The sequence below is a fragment of the Staphylococcus nepalensis genome (assembly GCF_002442935.1).
Classification (GTDB): Bacteria; Bacillota; Bacilli; order Staphylococcales; family Staphylococcaceae; genus Staphylococcus; species Staphylococcus nepalensis.
Map to the genome: position 1 here is coordinate 760,781 of NZ_CP017466.1, position 17,556 is coordinate 778,336.

At 33.6% G+C, this 17,556-nt stretch carries 16 protein-coding genes; 14 read left to right on the forward strand and 2 right to left on the reverse strand.

What is annotated here, in order from left to right:
- Positions 1–4: 4 nt before the first annotated feature.
- A complete protein-coding gene (locus BJG89_RS03305) occupies positions 5–1,435 on the forward strand; it encodes a sucrose-specific PTS transporter subunit IIBC (protein ID WP_096808540.1) in 1,431 nt (476 codons plus the stop codon).
- A gap of 109 nt (positions 1,436–1,544) precedes the next feature.
- Here BJG89_RS03305 and BJG89_RS03310 read toward each other — a convergent pair whose 3' ends face one another.
- Positions 1,545–2,483 carry a magnesium transporter CorA family protein gene (locus BJG89_RS03310; RefSeq protein ID WP_096808541.1) on the reverse strand — a complete coding sequence of 313 codons (939 nt, stop codon included), beginning with the start codon at positions 2,481–2,483 and terminating at the stop codon, positions 1,545–1,547.
- A gap of 327 nt (positions 2,484–2,810) precedes the next feature.
- Between BJG89_RS03310 and BJG89_RS03315 the strand changes: the two genes are divergently transcribed.
- The 4 genes from BJG89_RS03315 to BJG89_RS03330 all read left to right on the forward strand — a co-directional run bounded on the left by BJG89_RS03315 (position 2,811) and on the right by BJG89_RS03330 (position 8,719).
- Entirely contained in the window at positions 2,811–4,475 is a 1,665-nt protein-coding gene (locus BJG89_RS03315) for a Na/Pi cotransporter family protein (RefSeq protein ID WP_096808542.1), read from the forward strand.
- 366 nt (positions 4,476–4,841) lie between these two features.
- Entirely contained in the window at positions 4,842–5,858 is a 1,017-nt protein-coding gene (locus BJG89_RS03320; RefSeq protein ID WP_096808543.1) for an MsnO8 family LLM class oxidoreductase, read from the forward strand.
- Positions 5,855–7,186, forward strand: a complete 1,332-nt coding sequence (locus BJG89_RS03325) for an LLM class flavin-dependent oxidoreductase (protein WP_096808544.1) — start codon at positions 5,855–5,857, stop codon at positions 7,184–7,186. The genes BJG89_RS03320 and BJG89_RS03325 overlap by 4 nt, the downstream gene beginning before the upstream one ends.
- Positions 7,187–7,234: 48 nt before the next feature.
- The gene (locus tag BJG89_RS03330; RefSeq protein WP_096808545.1) at positions 7,235–8,719 is read left to right on the forward strand and encodes a Na+/H+ antiporter NhaC family protein; all 1,485 of its coding nucleotides are present in this window, start codon (positions 7,235–7,237) and stop codon (positions 8,717–8,719) included.
- Between the two features lie 105 nt (positions 8,720–8,824).
- Here BJG89_RS03330 and BJG89_RS03335 read toward each other — a convergent pair whose 3' ends face one another.
- On the reverse strand, positions 8,825–9,586 hold the full coding sequence (locus BJG89_RS03335; protein WP_096808546.1) for a DeoR/GlpR family DNA-binding transcription regulator: 762 nt from the start codon (positions 9,584–9,586) through the stop codon (positions 8,825–8,827).
- Positions 9,587–9,760: 174 nt separating this feature from the next.
- On the opposite strand from BJG89_RS03335, the gene BJG89_RS03340 reads away from it, so the two are divergent.
- The 9 genes from BJG89_RS03340 (at position 9,761) to BJG89_RS03380 (ending at position 17,533) form a co-directional block, all read left to right on the forward strand.
- Complete coding sequence (locus tag BJG89_RS03340; protein ID WP_096808547.1) at positions 9,761–10,843, forward strand: MDR/zinc-dependent alcohol dehydrogenase-like family protein; 1,083 nt, start codon at positions 9,761–9,763, stop codon at positions 10,841–10,843.
- A gap of 49 nt (positions 10,844–10,892) precedes the next feature.
- Positions 10,893–11,891: a dihydroxyacetone kinase subunit DhaK gene (locus BJG89_RS03345; RefSeq protein ID WP_096808548.1), complete on the forward strand. Its 999-nt coding sequence runs from the start codon at positions 10,893–10,895 to the stop codon at positions 11,889–11,891.
- Between the two features lie 11 nt (positions 11,892–11,902).
- The gene (gene dhaL, locus BJG89_RS03350) at positions 11,903–12,535 is read left to right on the forward strand and encodes a dihydroxyacetone kinase subunit DhaL (RefSeq protein ID WP_096808549.1); all 633 of its coding nucleotides are present in this window, start codon (positions 11,903–11,905) and stop codon (positions 12,533–12,535) included.
- 35 nt (positions 12,536–12,570) lie between these two features.
- A complete protein-coding gene (gene rpiB / locus BJG89_RS03355) occupies positions 12,571–13,017 on the forward strand; it encodes a ribose 5-phosphate isomerase B (protein WP_096808550.1) in 447 nt (148 codons plus the stop codon).
- Positions 13,018–13,351: 334 nt separating this feature from the next.
- Positions 13,352–14,602: a copper resistance CopC/CopD family protein gene (locus tag BJG89_RS03360; RefSeq protein WP_096808551.1), complete on the forward strand. Its 1,251-nt coding sequence runs from the start codon at positions 13,352–13,354 to the stop codon at positions 14,600–14,602.
- Positions 14,603–14,616: 14 nt separating this feature from the next.
- The gene (locus tag BJG89_RS03365) at positions 14,617–15,198 is read left to right on the forward strand and encodes a YcnI family copper-binding membrane protein (protein ID WP_096808552.1); all 582 of its coding nucleotides are present in this window, start codon (positions 14,617–14,619) and stop codon (positions 15,196–15,198) included.
- Positions 15,199–15,327: 129 nt separating this feature from the next.
- Positions 15,328–15,741, forward strand: coding sequence for a DUF2871 domain-containing protein (locus tag BJG89_RS03370; protein WP_096808553.1), 414 nt, complete (start codon positions 15,328–15,330; stop codon positions 15,739–15,741).
- A gap of 303 nt (positions 15,742–16,044) precedes the next feature.
- Positions 16,045–17,076 carry an NAD(P)/FAD-dependent oxidoreductase gene (locus BJG89_RS03375; RefSeq protein ID WP_096808554.1) on the forward strand — a complete coding sequence of 344 codons (1,032 nt, stop codon included), beginning with the start codon at positions 16,045–16,047 and terminating at the stop codon, positions 17,074–17,076.
- A gap of 55 nt (positions 17,077–17,131) precedes the next feature.
- Positions 17,132–17,533, forward strand: a complete 402-nt coding sequence (locus BJG89_RS03380; protein ID WP_096808555.1) for a GNAT family N-acetyltransferase — start codon at positions 17,132–17,134, stop codon at positions 17,531–17,533.
- The last annotated feature ends 23 nt before the right edge of the window (positions 17,534–17,556 follow it).

The window sequence follows — 17,556 nt, forward strand, 5'->3', positions numbered from 1 at the left end:
AACTATGAATTATAAAAAATCAGCTGAGAGTATTTTAAATGCGATTGGCGGAGAGAATAATATTGATGCAATGGCACATTGCGCCACGAGATTACGTCTTGTGCTCAAAGATGAAAGTTTGATTGATGAAGAAAGTTTATCATCAATGGAAGTAGTAAAAGGCACCTTTGCCACAGGAGGTCAGTACCAAATTATCATAGGTTCAGGTACTGTAAATAAGGTGTTCGCAGAATTGGAAAAAATCACAGGAAAAGAAGCATCGGCAACTTCAGAGGTGAAATCTGAAGGTAATAAGAGCATGAACCCATTCCAAAAATTTGTGAAAATGTTATCAGACATATTTGTACCTATTATCCCAGCAATTGTAGCTGGTGGTTTGTTAATGGGTATTAATAATATTTTAACAGCGCCAGGTATATTTTATAATCATCATTCTTTAATAGAGGTACATAGCCAATTTAAAGGCTTAGCAGAAATGATTGATATATTTGCTAATGCACCTTTCACGTTGCTACCAATTTTAATTGGTTTTAGCGCAGCAAAACGTTTTGGCGGTAATGCGTTTTTAGGGGCTGCCCTAGGGATGATTCTAGTTCACCCAGAACTAATGAGCGCATACGATTATCCTAAAGCGGTTGAATTAGGAAAATCAATCCCTCACTGGCATTTATTTGGGTTAGAAATTAATCGAGTCGGATACCAAGGACAAGTATTACCTATGTTAGTAGCAACTTATATATTGGCTAAATTAGAACAAGGATTGCGTAAGGTCGTGCCAACGGTGTTAGATAACTTATTGACACCTTTAATCTCAATATTAGTTACCGCTTTTATAACATTTTTATTTGTTGGACCTATAACAAGAACATTGGGTTACTGGCTTTCAGATGGTTTAACGTGGTTATATGAATTCGGCGGTGCAATTGGAGGACTAATATTTGGACTGTTATATGCACCTATTGTGATAACAGGCATGCATCACAGCTTTATCGCAATTGAAACTCAGCTCATTGCTGATAACGCAACGACCGGCGGATCATTTATTTTCCCGATAGCAACGATGTCAAATGTGGCACAAGGCGCAGCTGCGCTTGCTGCTTTTCTAATTATAAAAAAGAATAAGAAATTAAAAGGGATAGCTTCTGCTGCAGGTATTTCAGCATTATTAGGTGTTACTGAACCTGCAATGTTTGGAGTGAACTTAAAATTAAGATACCCATTTATTGGAGCAATTATAGGTTCTGGAATTGGTGCAGCCTATATATCATTTTTTAAAGTAAAAGCGATCGCATTAGGAACTGCAGGTTTACCAGGGTTCATTTCCATCAGTGGTGTGAACCACGGATGGTTACATTATGGCATAGGTATAGCTATTACTTTTATAGTTACATTTGTTGTAACGTATGCTTTGTCTTTCAGAAAAAAATATGTGTGATTACGGATAAACAATAATTTAAGATACACCCCTAAAGTTGAATGGTATCATTCATTTTAGGGGTGTGTTTTTATAAAAAATAAAGATAAATTGTCTTTAGTTCTTTTTATTAAAATTTTTGTTTACGCCATAAAAATGCGCCGACTAAAGAAACAATTGTTAGTGAAATACCGATTACGATAATCCAAGAAATATAACTATGTTCATCGATAGGTAATGGAACATTCATTCCAAAAAAGCTAAATACTAGGGTCGGTAGCGTTAAAAATACAGTGAATAGTGTTAGTGTTTTCATAGTGTTATTCATTTCATTTGAAAGTAATGATGCATACGAAGTAGTAATGCTTTCTAATATGTCTGTATATAATCGCGTCGTTTCCAAAGCTTGGTTATTTTCAATTAATAAGTCTTCAAGTAACGCTTCATCTTCTTCAAACCGCTTGATTGCAGGTACTCTAAAAAGTTTTTTGATAATTGTTTCATTGCCTTTGAGTGCAGCTAAGAAATAAACTAAACTCTTTTCAACTTCCATTAAGTTATATAATTGCTTATTTGTAACATTATTTTTTAAATCACGCTCTATACGTAATCTCGTTTTGTTCAATAATTTAAGATTTCTATTGTAATGATTCGCAATAGTTAATAAAATATTGAGTGCGAAGCGACTGTGAAAATGTAAATTAATATTTTGCTGGCTGAATTTTTCGAGAAACTCATTTTCAATATTACATACAGTAATTATTTTTTGATTACCAATAATAATACCTAAAGGAATCGTGGTAAAAGACAGCACTTTAAGGTTTGTATCATTGACAACAGGTAAGTCTAGAATAATAAGAGAATAGCGTGTATCTTCATCATATTCAATACGTGAACTTTCTTCAGTATCTAGTGGGTCTTTAATAAAATCTTCAGGTATATGATATAAGGTCATTAATTGTTCTATTTCTTCCCAATTTGGGTCTATAACGTTAATCCATGATGCGTTATGGTCTAAAGTAGATGTCACAACCTCTTGTGTACGTGTATGTTTATAAGCAGTGATCACAATATAAATCTTCCCTTCGTTAAATTCTTTTTAATAGTAGCGAAGATTTGAAAATATGACAAGTTCTATTCTATATTGTTAATGTTATTTTGGATAAGCATTTAATCAATATTTAGATATTTCATTAAATAGACATAATTTTTATAAATGTACATATTACTGTCAGGGTTGTAATGACGGGCTTTGAAATGCGAATAAACGCCTGTTGAAATAAGATTACAAAATTATTTAGAAATTAGATTCTAATTTTAACTAGAAATTAACATTAGCTTAACAAAAATTAGTTATAATTCACATAGTTTACAAATATTTTAAAGAGGTGTGACGATGGACTCTTCTGTAATGGAGATTATATTTACTTTTATAGGTGGATTGGGAATCTTTTTATATGGTATTAAACAAATGGGCGACGGTTTACAAGCTGCTGCTGGTGATAGATTAAGAAGTATATTAAATACCTTTACGAGTAACCCTTTGATGGGTGTACTAGCAGGTATGATTGTGACAATTTTAATTCAAAGTAGTTCAGGTACTACAGTTATTACTATAGGTCTTGTTAGTGCAGGTTTTATGACAATGCGTCAAGCTATTGGCGTCGTTATGGGAGCGAATATTGGTACTACGGTTACTGCATTTATTATAGGTATTGATATTGGTGCCTATTCGTTGCCTATTTTAGCCATTGGTGCGTTTTTAATTTTCTTTATACAAAAACGCAAAGTTAAAAATATAGGCATGATTTTATTTGGTTTCGGTGCATTGTTCTATGGTTTAGAATTAATGGGCGGTGCAGTAAAACCATTAGCTAATTTAGATTCCTTTAAACAAATTATGTTAGATATGTCTTCTAATCCAATTTATGGTGTGTTAGCTGGAACAGTCTTAACAGTTATTATACAAAGTTCAAGTGCCACAATCGGTATTTTACAAGGGTTCTTTGCTAATGACTTGATTAGTCTACACGGTGCCTTACCAGTATTGTTGGGAGATAACATTGGTACGACAATTACTGCAATTCTTGCCAGTTTAGCTGGATCATTAGCAGCAAAACGTGTGGCCTTGGTTCATGTATTATTTAATGTTATAGGCGCGACGATATTCTTAATCATCTTGCCACTATTTCAATTAGTAATTGAGTGGATGCAAGGTGCCGTGAATTTAAAACCTGAAATGGTAATCGCCTTTGCACATGGTACTTTCAACGTAACAAATACATTGATTCAATTACCATTTATCTTTGTTTTAGCTTGGATTGTGACGAAATTAGTGCCAGGTGAAGATTTGAATGAAAAATATAAGCCAAGAGTATTAGATAAAAATTTAATTAATAGAGCGCCTAATATAGCTTTGCAAGAAGCACAAGATGAAATTCAAAACATAGGCAGAATGACATTCGATATGTTCGAAAACATAAAAAATTGTGATGGAAAAACAGAAAAAGAGATACTCCAAAAGCGTGCTGCTGTAGAAAGCATGTATGAAAATGTAAGACAATATTTAACTAAAATTTCAGAGAAAAAGATATCGAAACAAGATGCGGAAAGAATGTCTGTACTATTCGACGTAAATCGAACGTTTATAAAAGTAGCGAGTTTGACTGAAGCGTATTTACTAGATTTAAAGAAAAAAGAAGCAGACTCAATACAGATTTCTGAGAAGGCAGAAAGAAGTATTGAAAAATTATATAATCATGTCAATGCGTCTCTTGAAAAGACAGTTGAAATGTTTAGTGTGTATGACAGAGTTAAAAAAGATGAAATAGTAAGTTTAAGTAATGACTCTTATTCACTTGAGCATGATCTCCGAAAAAAACATATTAAGCGTTTAAGTTCAGGAGAGTGTACGTTAGAAGGTGGCTTGTTATATCTAGATATGATAGCTATCTTAGAACGTATTGGTTACCATTCAAGAAATATTTCAGAATCTATGATAGATATTGATAATATTGAAAATGAAAACGTAGTAGAACATACATTAGGATGGTCATATTAAAAAATGACGTTGAGTTCTATAGTATATGTAAAATTTAATATTATGATAGCAAACATATGAAATCAATGTTGATTTTCATACTTTGAGAGACCCGGCCATCTGTTGTGCTTAAGAATATAAGAGCTCATTGCTCTTTGTAGGCAATCAGAGATCCAAACGGGTCTCTTTTTTTATGCAATAAAGCATGTATGGGCTAAAAATTAGTGTCGTTTTAGTATCGTCATTTATCGATAATGAGAGAGAACAATGGTCTGTGGGCATCACTTTTTAAAACATAGTAAATCGATAAGGATACTTGACAAAAACAAGAAGTACGTCTAAGATTACAATTAATATAATTTTCAGAAAATGATTGGGGGGCTGTTTATGACAGTTATAAGTATTCTTGACCAAAGTCCAATAGATGATAATGAATCAGTTAATACAGGCTTATCTAGAACCGTTGAATTAGCACAAGTAGCAGAAAAGTTAAATTATACAAGATATTTTGTGGCAGAACATCATAATATAAAGGAAGTAGTGGGGACAAGTCCTGAAATATTAGTTACGCATTTATTAAATCAAACAAACCATATAAGAGTTGGTTCTGGTGGCGTTATGTTACAGCATTATAGCCCATTCAAAGTGATTGAGCAGTTTCATTTTATTAGCCATATTGCTCCAGGAAGAGTTGATTTAGGTATTGGTAAAGCACCTGGTGGTTTTCCGTTAGCTACCCAAGCCTTGCAAGAAGATATCAAGGACACACCTACATCTTTCAACGATAAATTTCATCGACTCAATCAATTTAATAATGAAACATTTTCAGAAGTAGATGCCTATTCAAATTTAAAAACAACAATCCGTAATGAAGAAATTCAGAAACCGCAAGTCTTTCTTTTAGGGGGAAGTGAGCGTTCAGCATGTTTTGCAGCTGATGAAAAAGTTGGTTTTATTTATGCTTATTTTTTAAATTCTGATCAGGCGCTTTTACACAAAGCAATCAGTACATATAAAGCCCATTATCCTGAAGGGAAAATAATCGTCGCGTTAGCTGCTGTCGTATCGGAGAACGATGAAGATAGCGCCTTAATTGAAGAAGGAAGAACAAATTATGTGTTGCATTTTAATGATGGGCGTAAGTTAACGTTAAGTAGTAAGCATCAAATTGAGGATTTTAAAAAGCAAAGTTCAGAGCATTTTGAAATAGAAGCGCAACAAATAGAAGTATTTAATGGTACAGCTGAATCAATACAACAACAGATTCAAGAATTAAATATTGATAATCACGTTGATGAGTTTATGTTTCATATGCCAGTGAAAAATCATGCATTACGTTTAAAAACATTAGAACAGTTAGCACAAGTTTACAATAAAGAGAATTTGAAAGAAGGGGTAAAATGACTAATAAAAAGATAGATTTAGGAATTATGTTGAATGGCCCTGGTAGTCATATGCATGCTTGGAAATCGGATGAAGTACCTAGTGATGCAAGTACAAATTTTAATTTTCAATTGGATATCGCACGTAAAGCAGAACAAGCTGGGTTTAGCTTTGTTTTTGTAGCAGATGGGTTATATATAAATGAAAAATCGATACCACACTTTTTAGATAGGCATGAGCCATTAACTTTTTTAGCAGCACTTGCTCCGATAACAACACAAATCGGGTTAGTAGGAACTATTTCAACTTCGTACAGTGAGCCATTCACAGTTGCAAGACAACTTTCAACTATTGATAAGTTAAGTAATGGTCGTGCCGGTTGGAATGTTGTGACGTCACCTTTAGCGGGAAGTGCTGATAATTATAGTAAAGGAGATCATCCAGAACATGATATTCGGTATGATATCGCAGAAGAACATATCCAAGTAGTTCAAGGATTATGGGATTCTTACGAAGATGATGCATTTATGTTCGATGTTGAGACAGGTGAATATGTTGATAAAAGTAAAATGCATACATTAGATTACAATGGTCAATTTTTCCAAGTTAAAGGGCCTTTAAATGCGAGTCGTTCAGAACAAGGACAACCTGTTATATTTCAGGCAGGTGCTTCACCGAAAGGACAAGCATATGCTGCAAAGTATGCAGACGCCGTATTTACATTAGGGGAATCACTTGATATTGCCAAGCGTAACTATGACAGTATTAAGGATCAAGCTCAAGCGTTTGGAAGAAATCCAGAACATATTAAAGTCTATCCTATACTTGCGCCAATCATTGGAAAAGATAAAGATGAAGTAGAAGCGCGATTTAATGAAATTAAATCGTTGGCTACAATTGAAGATGCTTTAGATTACTTAGGAAGATATTATGATCATCATGATTTCAGTCAATATGAACTCGATGCACCGTTTCCTGAATTAGGTGAAGTAGGCAAAAATAGTTTTCGTGCTACAACAGATGCAATTGCTGAACGTGCCAAATCACAAAATTTAACTTTAAGACAAGTTGCACTAGAAGAAACGGTAAGGCGTTCGCCATTTACAGGCACATATAACGAAGTTGCTGAACTGATGATTGAATGGTTTGAACAAGGGGCAGCAGATGGATTTATATTTGGCCCACATGTTTATGGAGAAATATATGATGAATTTTTAAATAAAGTATTACCTATATTAGAAGAAAAAGGCTACTATACACAATCCTATGACGGAGATACATTACGTGATCATCTTGGTATTCCTTTCAAGGAAAATAGATATAGTCATTCAAAGATAACAAATAGATAAACTTAGCGAAATGAACTTATTTTATCTCATTTTAAGGAGTGAAAAGAGATGTCTGAATATGGTGCAACTTCACATCAGCGTAGATATCAGTCGCAAAAAGAGGTTGGAAAAACCAAAATAAAAACAAAAGAAAAAAGAAAATTCGAATTACCACATGTGTTATTAATGATGTTAATGATGATGATGTTTGCATGTATTTTGACATACATTATTCCGGCAGGTGAGTTTGATACTACAAAGAGTGGCGAAATTGTGCAAGGTACTTACCATGCTATTTCACAAAACCCCGTTAATCCATTTTATGCTATTACTTTGATTTTAAACGGAGGCATTCAGTCTGCTCAAACAGTGACTTTATTATTATTTGTTGGCGGTGCTATAGGTGGTATATTGCAGTTGGATTCAGTGACAAAACTAACCAATTATATGATATATAAATTTGAACATGCTGGTGCTTTACCATTAATTATTGGGTTGTTTTCATTAATGGCATTTATAGGTTTTTTTGTAGGTGGCGACCAAATGATTGTCTTTGTTACGCTAGGCGTTATTTTGGCTAAAAGATTAAAATTAGACCCAATTATTGCGCTTGCCATGACCTTTCTCCCATTATATATGGCATTTTCTGTATCTCCTTCAGGTATGGCAAAAATTGGGCAAATTGTTTACCCTGAAGTCGCTTTATATTCTGGGTATGGTGGCAGAGCAATTATGTATGTAGTGTTTTTATTAGTTACAATGTTATACGTTGTTTGGTATGCAAGAAGAGTCATTAAAAATCCAAATAAAAGTTTGATGAATACAACATCTTGGCAGAAGCACATGACACAATCATCAAATGATGAAATGAATATTCAAGATAGATTGATTAATTGGAGAGATGTGGTGGTTGTTAGTCTAGTCATTTTTACACCTATTATCTTAGCCGTAGGTAACGGTATGCTTAAATGGACAGAAAAATATGGTAATGGCGTATTTATAACTGTATTTGGCATTAGCTTTGTGATTGCTTACTTAGTAAAGCGTAAGCGTTCAGGTGAAATGGTAGATGGTTTTCTAGCCGGCGCCAAGCCTATGTTAGTTGTAGCATTTGCTATTATTATGGCTAATACCATTAGTGTGATTTTAGAAAAAGGAAAAATACTTAGCACAATAGTAAATGGGTTAACAACACAACTCGATGGATCTTCAGCAGGTGTCGTTTCAATTTTAATATTTTTAGTTGCGAGTGTGTTTAATTTCTTGGTACCTTCTGGTTCAGGATTAATGAGTGTTATGGTTCCGATATTACAGCCAGTGACGCACACGCTAGGTGTGAATGATCAATTACTTTTAACTTCATTATCCTTTGGAGGTGGTTTAGGTAATTTAATCACGCCTACGCTCGGTGCAACAGTCGGTGCAATTGCGATTGCCAAAGCGAACTTTAGTTCGTGGTTTAAATTTATGGCGCCATTGTTTTTAATTTGGATTATAGTCGGATCATTTATATTATATGTCTTTACAAATGTTGGATGGACTGGAGGAATATAAACAGTTTCATGGATTTAATATAAAAATAAGCTGTATCGTTAGGAATTGAGTTACTTTCCTAATGGATACAGCTTATTTTTAATGTTATACGAAAGCAACCACTAACTAAACAACAGTTAATTTGAAAGGCATATTTTCTGTCCATTTTCGATTTGGTTTTTTATCAGTAATAACTTCAGTAATATCGTTAATTTTGGCAAAAGAAAGTGTGGATGAAACATCAAATTTACTTTGGTCTATAAGTGCGATAACTTTTTCGCTTTCTTGAACCATTTGCTTCTTCAATTGAACTTCTGGTAATGAGAAATCCGTTAAACCATTTTCCAATGTAAAACCATTTGCTGATAAAAAGAAATAATCGATATGATACATTTCTAAAATTTGAGAATCGATATTTCCAGTAATTGCATTTGAATCTTGGGAAACAAACCCTCCAACTACAAGTACGGTTAAATTAGGATTTTCTTTTAGAAGTACAGCATTTTCTAAGCCATTGGTTATAACTGTAAGCTCCATAGTCGTTTCTGATATTAATTTAGCGAGTTCATAGGTAGTTGAACTTGCATCAATAAGTATACATTGTTGTGGTTCAATTTTATTTAGAGCGTATTGACTAATTTTATGTTTTTCATGATGATTTTGTGATAGGCGGTAAGAAAAGTTTAATTTTGAATTCATATTATTATTAACTTTTGCGCCACCATGTGTACGTGTGAGTTTATTTTCACTTTCTAAAAGTCTTAAATCACTACGAACAGTTGCTTCTGTCACGCTTAGATAATCTGACAACTGTTTTACTGTAGCTCGCTTATGTGACTTTATGTAAGTGTATATATGTTCCCGTCGTTCATCCGCGTACATTTTCATATGATTCACATCCTTCTTAATCTCATAGTTCAGTTTAACACAATTTTTTATAAAAAAAACAAAAGAAAGATAAAACGAAAATAAACGAAAAAATATTTGAAATAAACGAAAATGTATATTAGAATAATAACTATAAATGAAAGCGTTTCCTAAAAGAAAAAGGGGTTGTTATATATGGCAAATCAAAATTATCCAGACAAAATGAACGCAGTTGTAGCTTATGCACCAGGTGAATATAAATATGAAACTGTAGATACGCCGGTTATTGAAAATTCAAAAGAAATTATCGTAAAAGTTGAAGCATGTGGTATTTGTGCAGGAGATATTAAAGCATATGGTGGGGCGCCAAGCTTTTGGGGTGACGAAACACAACCGTCTTATATCAAAGCACCAATGATACCAGGTCATGAGTTTATTGCACGAATTGTAGAAAAAGGCGATGACGTGACTGACTTTGACATAGGCGATCGTGTGATTTCTGAACAAATCGTACCATGTTGGGAATGTAGATTCTGTAAACGCGGAGAGTATTGGATGTGTGAAAAACACGATTTATATGGCTTCCAAAATAATGTGAATGGTGGCATGGCAGAATACATGAAATTCACTAAAGAAGCAATTAATTATAAAGTACCTGAAGATTTACCGATTGAAAAAGCAATTCTTATCGAACCATATGCTTGTAGTTTACATGCCGTACAACGCGCAAACATCAAGTTAGGAGATTTTGTTGTATTATCTGGCGCTGGGACACTTGGGTTAGGTATGATTGGGGCTGCCAAAAAATCAGGCGCTGAAACATTGGTAGTACTTGATATGAAAGATGATCGTTTAGAATTGGCTAAGCAATTTGGTGCTGACATTGTAATGAATCCATCTAAAGTAGATGTTGTAAAAGAAATTAAAGAGATGACAGAAGGTTACGGTTGCGATACTTATATTGAAGCAACTGGTCATCCTAAATCTGTTGAACAAGGATTAAGCGCTATAAGAAAATTAGGGAGATTTGTTGAGTTCTCTGTATTTGGTGATCCAGTAACAGTTGATTGGAGTATTATCTCAGACCGTAAAGAACTAGACTTAATGGGTAGTCATTTAGGACCTTACTGCTATCCACTTGTGATTAATGGCATACAAAATGGAGATTTTCCAACTGAAGGGGTCGTGACACATCAACTACCACTTAAAGATTTTGAAGCAGGTTTTGACTTAATGAAAAAAGGAGATAAATCATTAAAAATTGTTCTTGTACCTTAATACAGCTAGGCAATATAAGAGATCAGAGAGTTAAAAGGAGAGAATTTAAATGAAAAAGATGATTAATAATCCTGATGACGTCATAGATGAGCTAATGACGGGATATTTAATTGCTTATCCCGAATATATAAGACGTTCAAACCTACATCAAAGGGCGTTAATTGGTAAAAAACGTCATCCTGATCGTAAAGTGAGTATATTAATTGGTGGTGGTTCAGGACATGAACCTGCTTTCCTAGGCTATGTAGGACAGGGTATGGCGGATGGCGTGGCAGTAGGTAATATATTTGCCTCGCCTTCTCCAATCCCTATACAAGCTGTAACAAGAGAAATTCATGATAATCACGGTGTTTTATACGTTTATGGTAATTACGCAGGTGATTTAATGAATTTCGAGATGGCGAGTGAAATGACAGAAATTGAAGATGATATTGAAACAGCAGTTGTTATTGGAAATGATGACGTTGCTTCCGCAAAAGAAATCGAAGAAAGACGAGGCATAGCAGGAGAATTACTTGTTTATAAAGCTGCAGGCGCAGCTGCTGATTTCGGCTATGGCTTAGAAGAAGTACGTCGTATTGCACAACTTGCAAATGACAATACACGTTCAATGGGTATTGGTTTAAGCCCTTGCTATTTGCCACAAACTGGCAAGCCTAGTTTCGATTTAGAAGACAATGAAATGGAAATCGGTTTAGGACATCATGGAGAACCAGGCATTGAAAAAACAACGCTACGTTCAGCTAAAGAAACTGTACAAGTTATGATGCAAAATATATTGAAAGAAAATATTTATCAATCGAATGATGAAGTTGTGGTGTTAGTGAATGGCTTAGGTGCAACGTCACAAATGGAATTATATATTATTAATAAAGAAGTAGATGAAATATTAAAAGAAAAAAATATTAAGACTTATAAATCGTATGTAGGTAATTTCATTACATCAATGGAAATGGGTGGATTCTCGGTGACATTGATGAAGTTGGACGACACGTTGAAATCTTGTATAGACCATCCAGTTGATTGTCCAAATTTTAAAGAAGTCTAGGAGGAAGCAAAATGACATTAACGAGTGAAGCATATAAATCATTTATCCTAGCGTTAACGACGTTGTTTGAGGAACAAAAAGATAACCTTTGTGAATTAGATAGAAAAATTGGTGATGGTGATCATGGCGTCACTATGAATATTGGTTACCAAGCTGTAAAAAATACAATTAATAATGAATTGCAAGAACAAGATGATATAGCCAAAATTAGTGTTGCGGTAGGTAAAAGCTTTTTAGATGCAGTGGGATCATCTGTAGGTCCACTATATGCATCAGGTTATCTTAAAGCTGCAGTCGCAGTGAAAAACCAAACTGAATTAGACGAGGCAGGCTTATATCAATTTTGGATTGCATTTAGTAAAGGTATTAAAGATAGAGGTAAAGCTGAGATAGGTGATAAAACGATGATTGATACACTTGAACCATTCTATCTCGCTTTAGAGGATGCTCAATCTCAAAATATACAATTTAAAGATGCTTTTAACACCGCTTTAGAGAAAGCTAAAAAAGGGATGGAAAGTACGAAAGATATCGTTTCAAATAAAGGGCGCTCCAAACGACTTGGTCATCGTTCACAAGGTCATGTTGACCCCGGCGCAATGTCCGCTTATCTCATGCTAGACACATTTAAATCATATGTATAAGAGAGAAGCAATAAATATTGGAGGAGGAATTTAAAATGAAAATAGCAATTGGTGCAGACCACAATGGTTATGAATTGAAAGAAGCGGTTAAGTCACATGTCGAAAAATTAGGGCATGAAGTTGAAGATTTTGGTTGTCATCAATGCGCAGAAACAGATTACCCAGATGTTGCTGCTGAGGTAGGTAAAAGCATCCAACAAGGAAACAATGAACGCGGCATCCTTATTTGTGGTACAGGTATTGGTGTATCCATTACTGCCAATAAGTTAAAAGGTATTCGCGCGGCATTGGCACATGATTACTATTCTGCTGAACGAGCACAATTAAGTAATAATGCTCAAATTTTAACAATGGGTGCACAAATTATAGGCGTGGAAGCTGCTAAAAAGAATGTTGAAGCTTACCTTAACGTAAGTTGGGAAGGCGGATCGCAACGTAAAGTGGACAAAATCGACCAAGTAGAACAAGACGAAAATAATTAAGTTATAATGGAGCTAATCATATCTATCATTTAAAAATAATACTAAATGTTTTTGAAAATGAATATATTAGAATGTAAGTATATTTTATTCGGCGAGACAATGAAATCTTTTTAGCAAAATGAGATTTTATTGTCTCGCTTTTTTATATCGTTTACAAGTTGTAAAATGTAAACTGTTACAATAGTTATAATAAAATTTCACTTTTAATAAACGGAAACAACTATATTTAAATTATAATTATTTGTCTAAAAATTGACAAAATTATATTTATATTGTGAATGGTTGTTTTCTTTAATATTATAAATACTATAATCTTTTTAAAAGGGGGATGAACATGCAATTTACATATAAATTCTCTAAAACCTCGTGCTTTGTGTTTATAATTATATTGATATTAGGGATATTTATTTTTTCACAACAGGCCGCTGCGTATGCAACGTTGGAGAAAGTCACGCCATCACATAATAGCGTCGTAGAAGAAACGCCAAGTGAAATCGAATTACAATTTAATGAACCAGTACATGCCAAATATTCAAGTATTCAAATTTATGATGATAACGGTTCCGAAATTACTGAAGTTAAACCAAGCACATCTGGTTCTTCAGACACATTAACTTTTCCAGTTAAAGATTTAAAAGAGGGCACACATAGTATCTATTGGCATACGATGTCAGCTGATGGCCATGAAATTAGTGACCAATTTGAATTTTCGGTTGGAAAACAAACAGCAAATGGCATTGATACAACGCCTCCGTTTTATGAACAGCCAGATGTTTGGTTTGGCGTATTGCGTTTTATATCAGAAGGTTTACTAATAACATTAGCTGGCTTTTATCTGGTTAATCAACTAGCAAAAAGACTACGATTACCTCAATTTAATTTACAAACATATACTGCACCAGCGATTTGGGTATTAGTGATGCTTTCTGTAATTACTGTTTTAATTTATATGATGACCTTGTCTTCTGATGTGATCTCAGATGTGTTAAGTTTACAAAAATCAACTTTACTCCAAACCCCATTTATATTAGCAATGGTTGCAGTTATTGTATTATTAATTCTTTTTACAATAAAAAATATGGTCTCTGGTTGGTACATATTAGCACCAATTCTTATACTCATTGCGCTTAGTATGTCTGGGCATGCTTGGTCACAAACCGTACCACTATGGTCTATTATTATAAGAACAATTCACATAATAGGCATGTCATTCTGGCTAGGTGCGTTAATTTATTTAATTGTCACTGTGTTGAGTAAAGCACAATTTGATGTAAAACAAATGAAATCCTTTTTATTCAAGTTAAATCTTGGTGCTGTGACAGCTATTGTTGTTTCAGGTATCCTGATGTCCATCGATCAAACGAATATATTAACACTTTGGCAAAATATTCAAACTTGGAGTGTGTTATTAATTGTTAAAGTCGTACTTACAGTTGTGATGATGCTTCTAGGTTTTTATCAAACAACTAAAGCACTTGGGAAATATCAGCACACGAATAAATTTATATTATTCGGTGAACTGAGTATAGGTATCATACTCATATTAGTTGGTGTAATCATGAGTCAATTAAATATTCTAGGATAAGGAGCTTATAAATAATGAAAAAACAATTAATTTTAGCTATCGTAGCTTGTTTTACCGCTTTAATATTTTCTAAAAGCGCAGAGGCACATGTGACATTGAATCCTGACACGAGTGAACCAGGTTCTTATGAAAAATATGATGTTAGAGTACCAGTAGAAAAAGAATCTAACACTACAAAAATTGAATTGAAAGTTCCTAAAGGTGTAAACGTTGTGGGCGTAGCGCCGCATGAAACATTTGACCATAAATTAACAAAAGATGATGATGGGAATATTACAAAAATTACTTGGACAGCTAAAGATAAAGGTATAGGACCAAATGAATTTGTAGATTTACCTATCCAAGTAGCCAACCCTGAAAAAGAAGGCGATTTTAAGTGGGACGCTTATCAAACTTATGAAGATGGAGAAACAGTTAAATGGGACGGAGACGAAGATGCTGAAAAGCCTTCTCCAGTAACGAAAGTATCTGAAAATGCTGATGTTGAATCTGAAAGTAGTCAGTCCAGTAATGATTCGATGGCTTTGTGGATTATATCTATTGTAGCTATTATTTTATCGTTAATAGCCATTTTTAAAAAATCACGTAAAGCATAATAATTAGAATGGTAATGAGCGTAGGGCAAGGATTGACTTTTGCTCTACGCTCTTTTTTTATTATGTTTGATGAATTGTCACTGTAATTTGTAAAGATTTGTCTTATAATAATTTTGAGGAGGATTTTGAATGCGCAGAATACTGTATGCTTTTTTAATTTATACAATTTTAGGATTGCTTAGTGGTTTTTATTACCGTGAGCTAACACTTGCCTATGATTTTACAGGGGATACACAGTTAGTAGTTGTGCATACACACACACTTATATTAGGCATGTTTATGCACCTTATCTTATTACCAGTAGCTAAAGTATTTAAATTAAGTAGTTACTATTTATTTAATTGGTTCTTTATTGTGTATAATCTAGGGGTCTTAGCTACTATAGGTATGATGTTTACAAAAGGAACATATCAAGTAATGGGGCTTACAGTGCCAGATTCATTTGCAGGATATGCGGGTATGGGTCATACAATTTTAACAGCTGGTTTTATTTTACTATTTTTCTTACTTAAAAATGCAATTATTAAAAATCCTAAAAATTAAGTGCTTATAAAAATTAGGCTCTAAACTAATTGATTATATCTTTAATAAAGACAGAAACGCCAGGCATACATATGCTAGGCGTTTTTGTGTATTTGGTTATAAATGACTGCTTATATAACCATTTTAGTTTTTGTTAGTTATCTTGCTGTGAAAGTGTAATTAGTATTTTAAGCGCATCCTATTTTTTTAGGTAAAAAGCATGGATTATTATTAAAGTTTAAAAATTGACACTTTTTAATTGATAAGCATTATCAATAATAGGATAATGAAATAAAAGTGCTAGTAGATTGTAGGAGGAATTTTATGGATGATGTGATTATTATCGGTGGTGGACCAGCAGGCTTATTTGCTAGTTTTTATTCTGGGTTAAGAGGTATGAAGGTAAGAATTATTGATATTCAAGATAAACTTGGAGGTAAAATGCATGTTTACCCGGAAAAGATTATTTGGGATATAGGTGGATTAGCGCCTAAACCTTGTTATGAAATTATACAAGACACTGTAAATCAAGGCTTACATTTTGAGCCTAAAGTCAATTTAGAAGAACGTGTCATCGATATTAGAAAAATAGCTGAACGTCATTTTGAAATAGAAACAGATAAAGGGCATATTTATGAATCTAAATCAGTAATTATTGCTATTGGCGGTGGCATTATTAATCCAAAACAATTAGATATTAAAGGCGCAGAAAGATATAAATTAACAAACTTGCATTACGTGGTGCAATCTTTAAAACATTTTAAAGATAAAGACGTTTTAATTTCAGGAGCAGGAAATTCTGCTTTAGATTGGGCAAGTGATTTAAGTGGCTATGCTAAAAGTGTGACATTAATTTATCGAAAATCAGATATTAAAGGTTATGAAGCGATGAGAGATTTATTAGATCAATTAGCAGTAGAAAAAATGCCAAATACGCATATTTATCAACTAATAGGTGATGCAACTCAATCACGTATACAACAAGTGATATTAGAAAATATGGAAACGAAAGAACAAATCGCTCGTACATTTGACGAAGTTATTATTAGTCATGGTTTTGATAGAGAGAACACATTACTAGAACAATCTACAACTCAAGTCGATATGTTTAGTGAATATAGTATTAAAGGGTTTGGAAATACAGCGACAAGTATTGATGGTTTGTATGCCTGTGGTGATATTATTTATCATGAGGCAAAGGCACATTTAATTGCGAGTGCATTTAGCGATGCTGCAAATGCAGCAAATTTAGCTAAACTTTATGTTGAGCCTGAAGCAGCGCCAGAAGGTTATGTATCTAGTCATAATGACGCTTTTAAGGAATCTAATAAAGTAGTAATGAAGAAATATTTATAATGTGTTAATTTGTATATCAGATATACGATGACTTTTGGATAGGAGATGAAATAGCGTGATTGAGATAAAGCATGAAGCACCAACAGTAAAAGATTATAGAAACATGAGAAAAACAGTGGGACTAAGTGAAAAATCTCAGAAAGCGGCTGAAAAGGGGCTTTCAAATGCTTGTTTCAATGTGACAGTTTATGATGACGCATCGTTAATAGCGATGGGCAGAGTGATCGGTGATGGAGGCACTGCTTTTCAGATTATTGATATTGCAGTAGATACAAAATATCAAGGTGAAGGGTACGGCAAACAAGTTATGGCACATATTATGAAATATATTCAATCTGTCGCTGAAGAAGGGACGTATGTGAGTTTGATTGCAGATTATCCTGCAGATAAGCTGTATGAACAATATGGCTTTATCACTACTGAACCACATTCTTGTGGTATGTATATTAAATATTAAATTTGTATTTTGAATTAGAATAT

Bases quoted from the DNA above. Each gene is read 5' to 3' on its own strand.
- BJG89_RS03340 (WP_096808547.1), top strand. From the start codon at position 9,761: ATGGCAAATCAAAATTATCCAGACAAAATGAACGCAGTTGTAGCTTAT.
- dhaL (WP_096808549.1), top strand. From the start codon at position 11,903: ATGACATTAACGAGTGAAGCATATAAATCATTTATCCTAGCGTTAACG.
- BJG89_RS03335 (WP_096808546.1), bottom strand. From the start codon at position 9,586: ATGAAAATGTACGCGGATGAACGACGGGAACATATATACACTTACATA.
- BJG89_RS03375 (WP_096808554.1), top strand. From the start codon at position 16,045: ATGGATGATGTGATTATTATCGGTGGTGGACCAGCAGGCTTATTTGCT.
- rpiB (WP_096808550.1), top strand. From the start codon at position 12,571: ATGAAAATAGCAATTGGTGCAGACCACAATGGTTATGAATTGAAAGAA.
- BJG89_RS03330 (WP_096808545.1), top strand. From the start codon at position 7,235: ATGTCTGAATATGGTGCAACTTCACATCAGCGTAGATATCAGTCGCAA.
- BJG89_RS03365 (WP_096808552.1), top strand. From the start codon at position 14,617: ATGAAAAAACAATTAATTTTAGCTATCGTAGCTTGTTTTACCGCTTTA.
- BJG89_RS03360 (WP_096808551.1), top strand. From the start codon at position 13,352: ATGCAATTTACATATAAATTCTCTAAAACCTCGTGCTTTGTGTTTATA.
- BJG89_RS03345 (WP_096808548.1), top strand. From the start codon at position 10,893: ATGAAAAAGATGATTAATAATCCTGATGACGTCATAGATGAGCTAATG.
- BJG89_RS03370 (WP_096808553.1), top strand. From the start codon at position 15,328: ATGCGCAGAATACTGTATGCTTTTTTAATTTATACAATTTTAGGATTG.
- BJG89_RS03320 (WP_096808543.1), top strand. From the start codon at position 4,842: ATGACAGTTATAAGTATTCTTGACCAAAGTCCAATAGATGATAATGAA.
- BJG89_RS03325 (WP_096808544.1), top strand. From the start codon at position 5,855: ATGACTAATAAAAAGATAGATTTAGGAATTATGTTGAATGGCCCTGGT.
- BJG89_RS03315 (WP_096808542.1), top strand. From the start codon at position 2,811: ATGGACTCTTCTGTAATGGAGATTATATTTACTTTTATAGGTGGATTG.
- BJG89_RS03305 (WP_096808540.1), top strand. From the start codon at position 5: ATGAATTATAAAAAATCAGCTGAGAGTATTTTAAATGCGATTGGCGGA.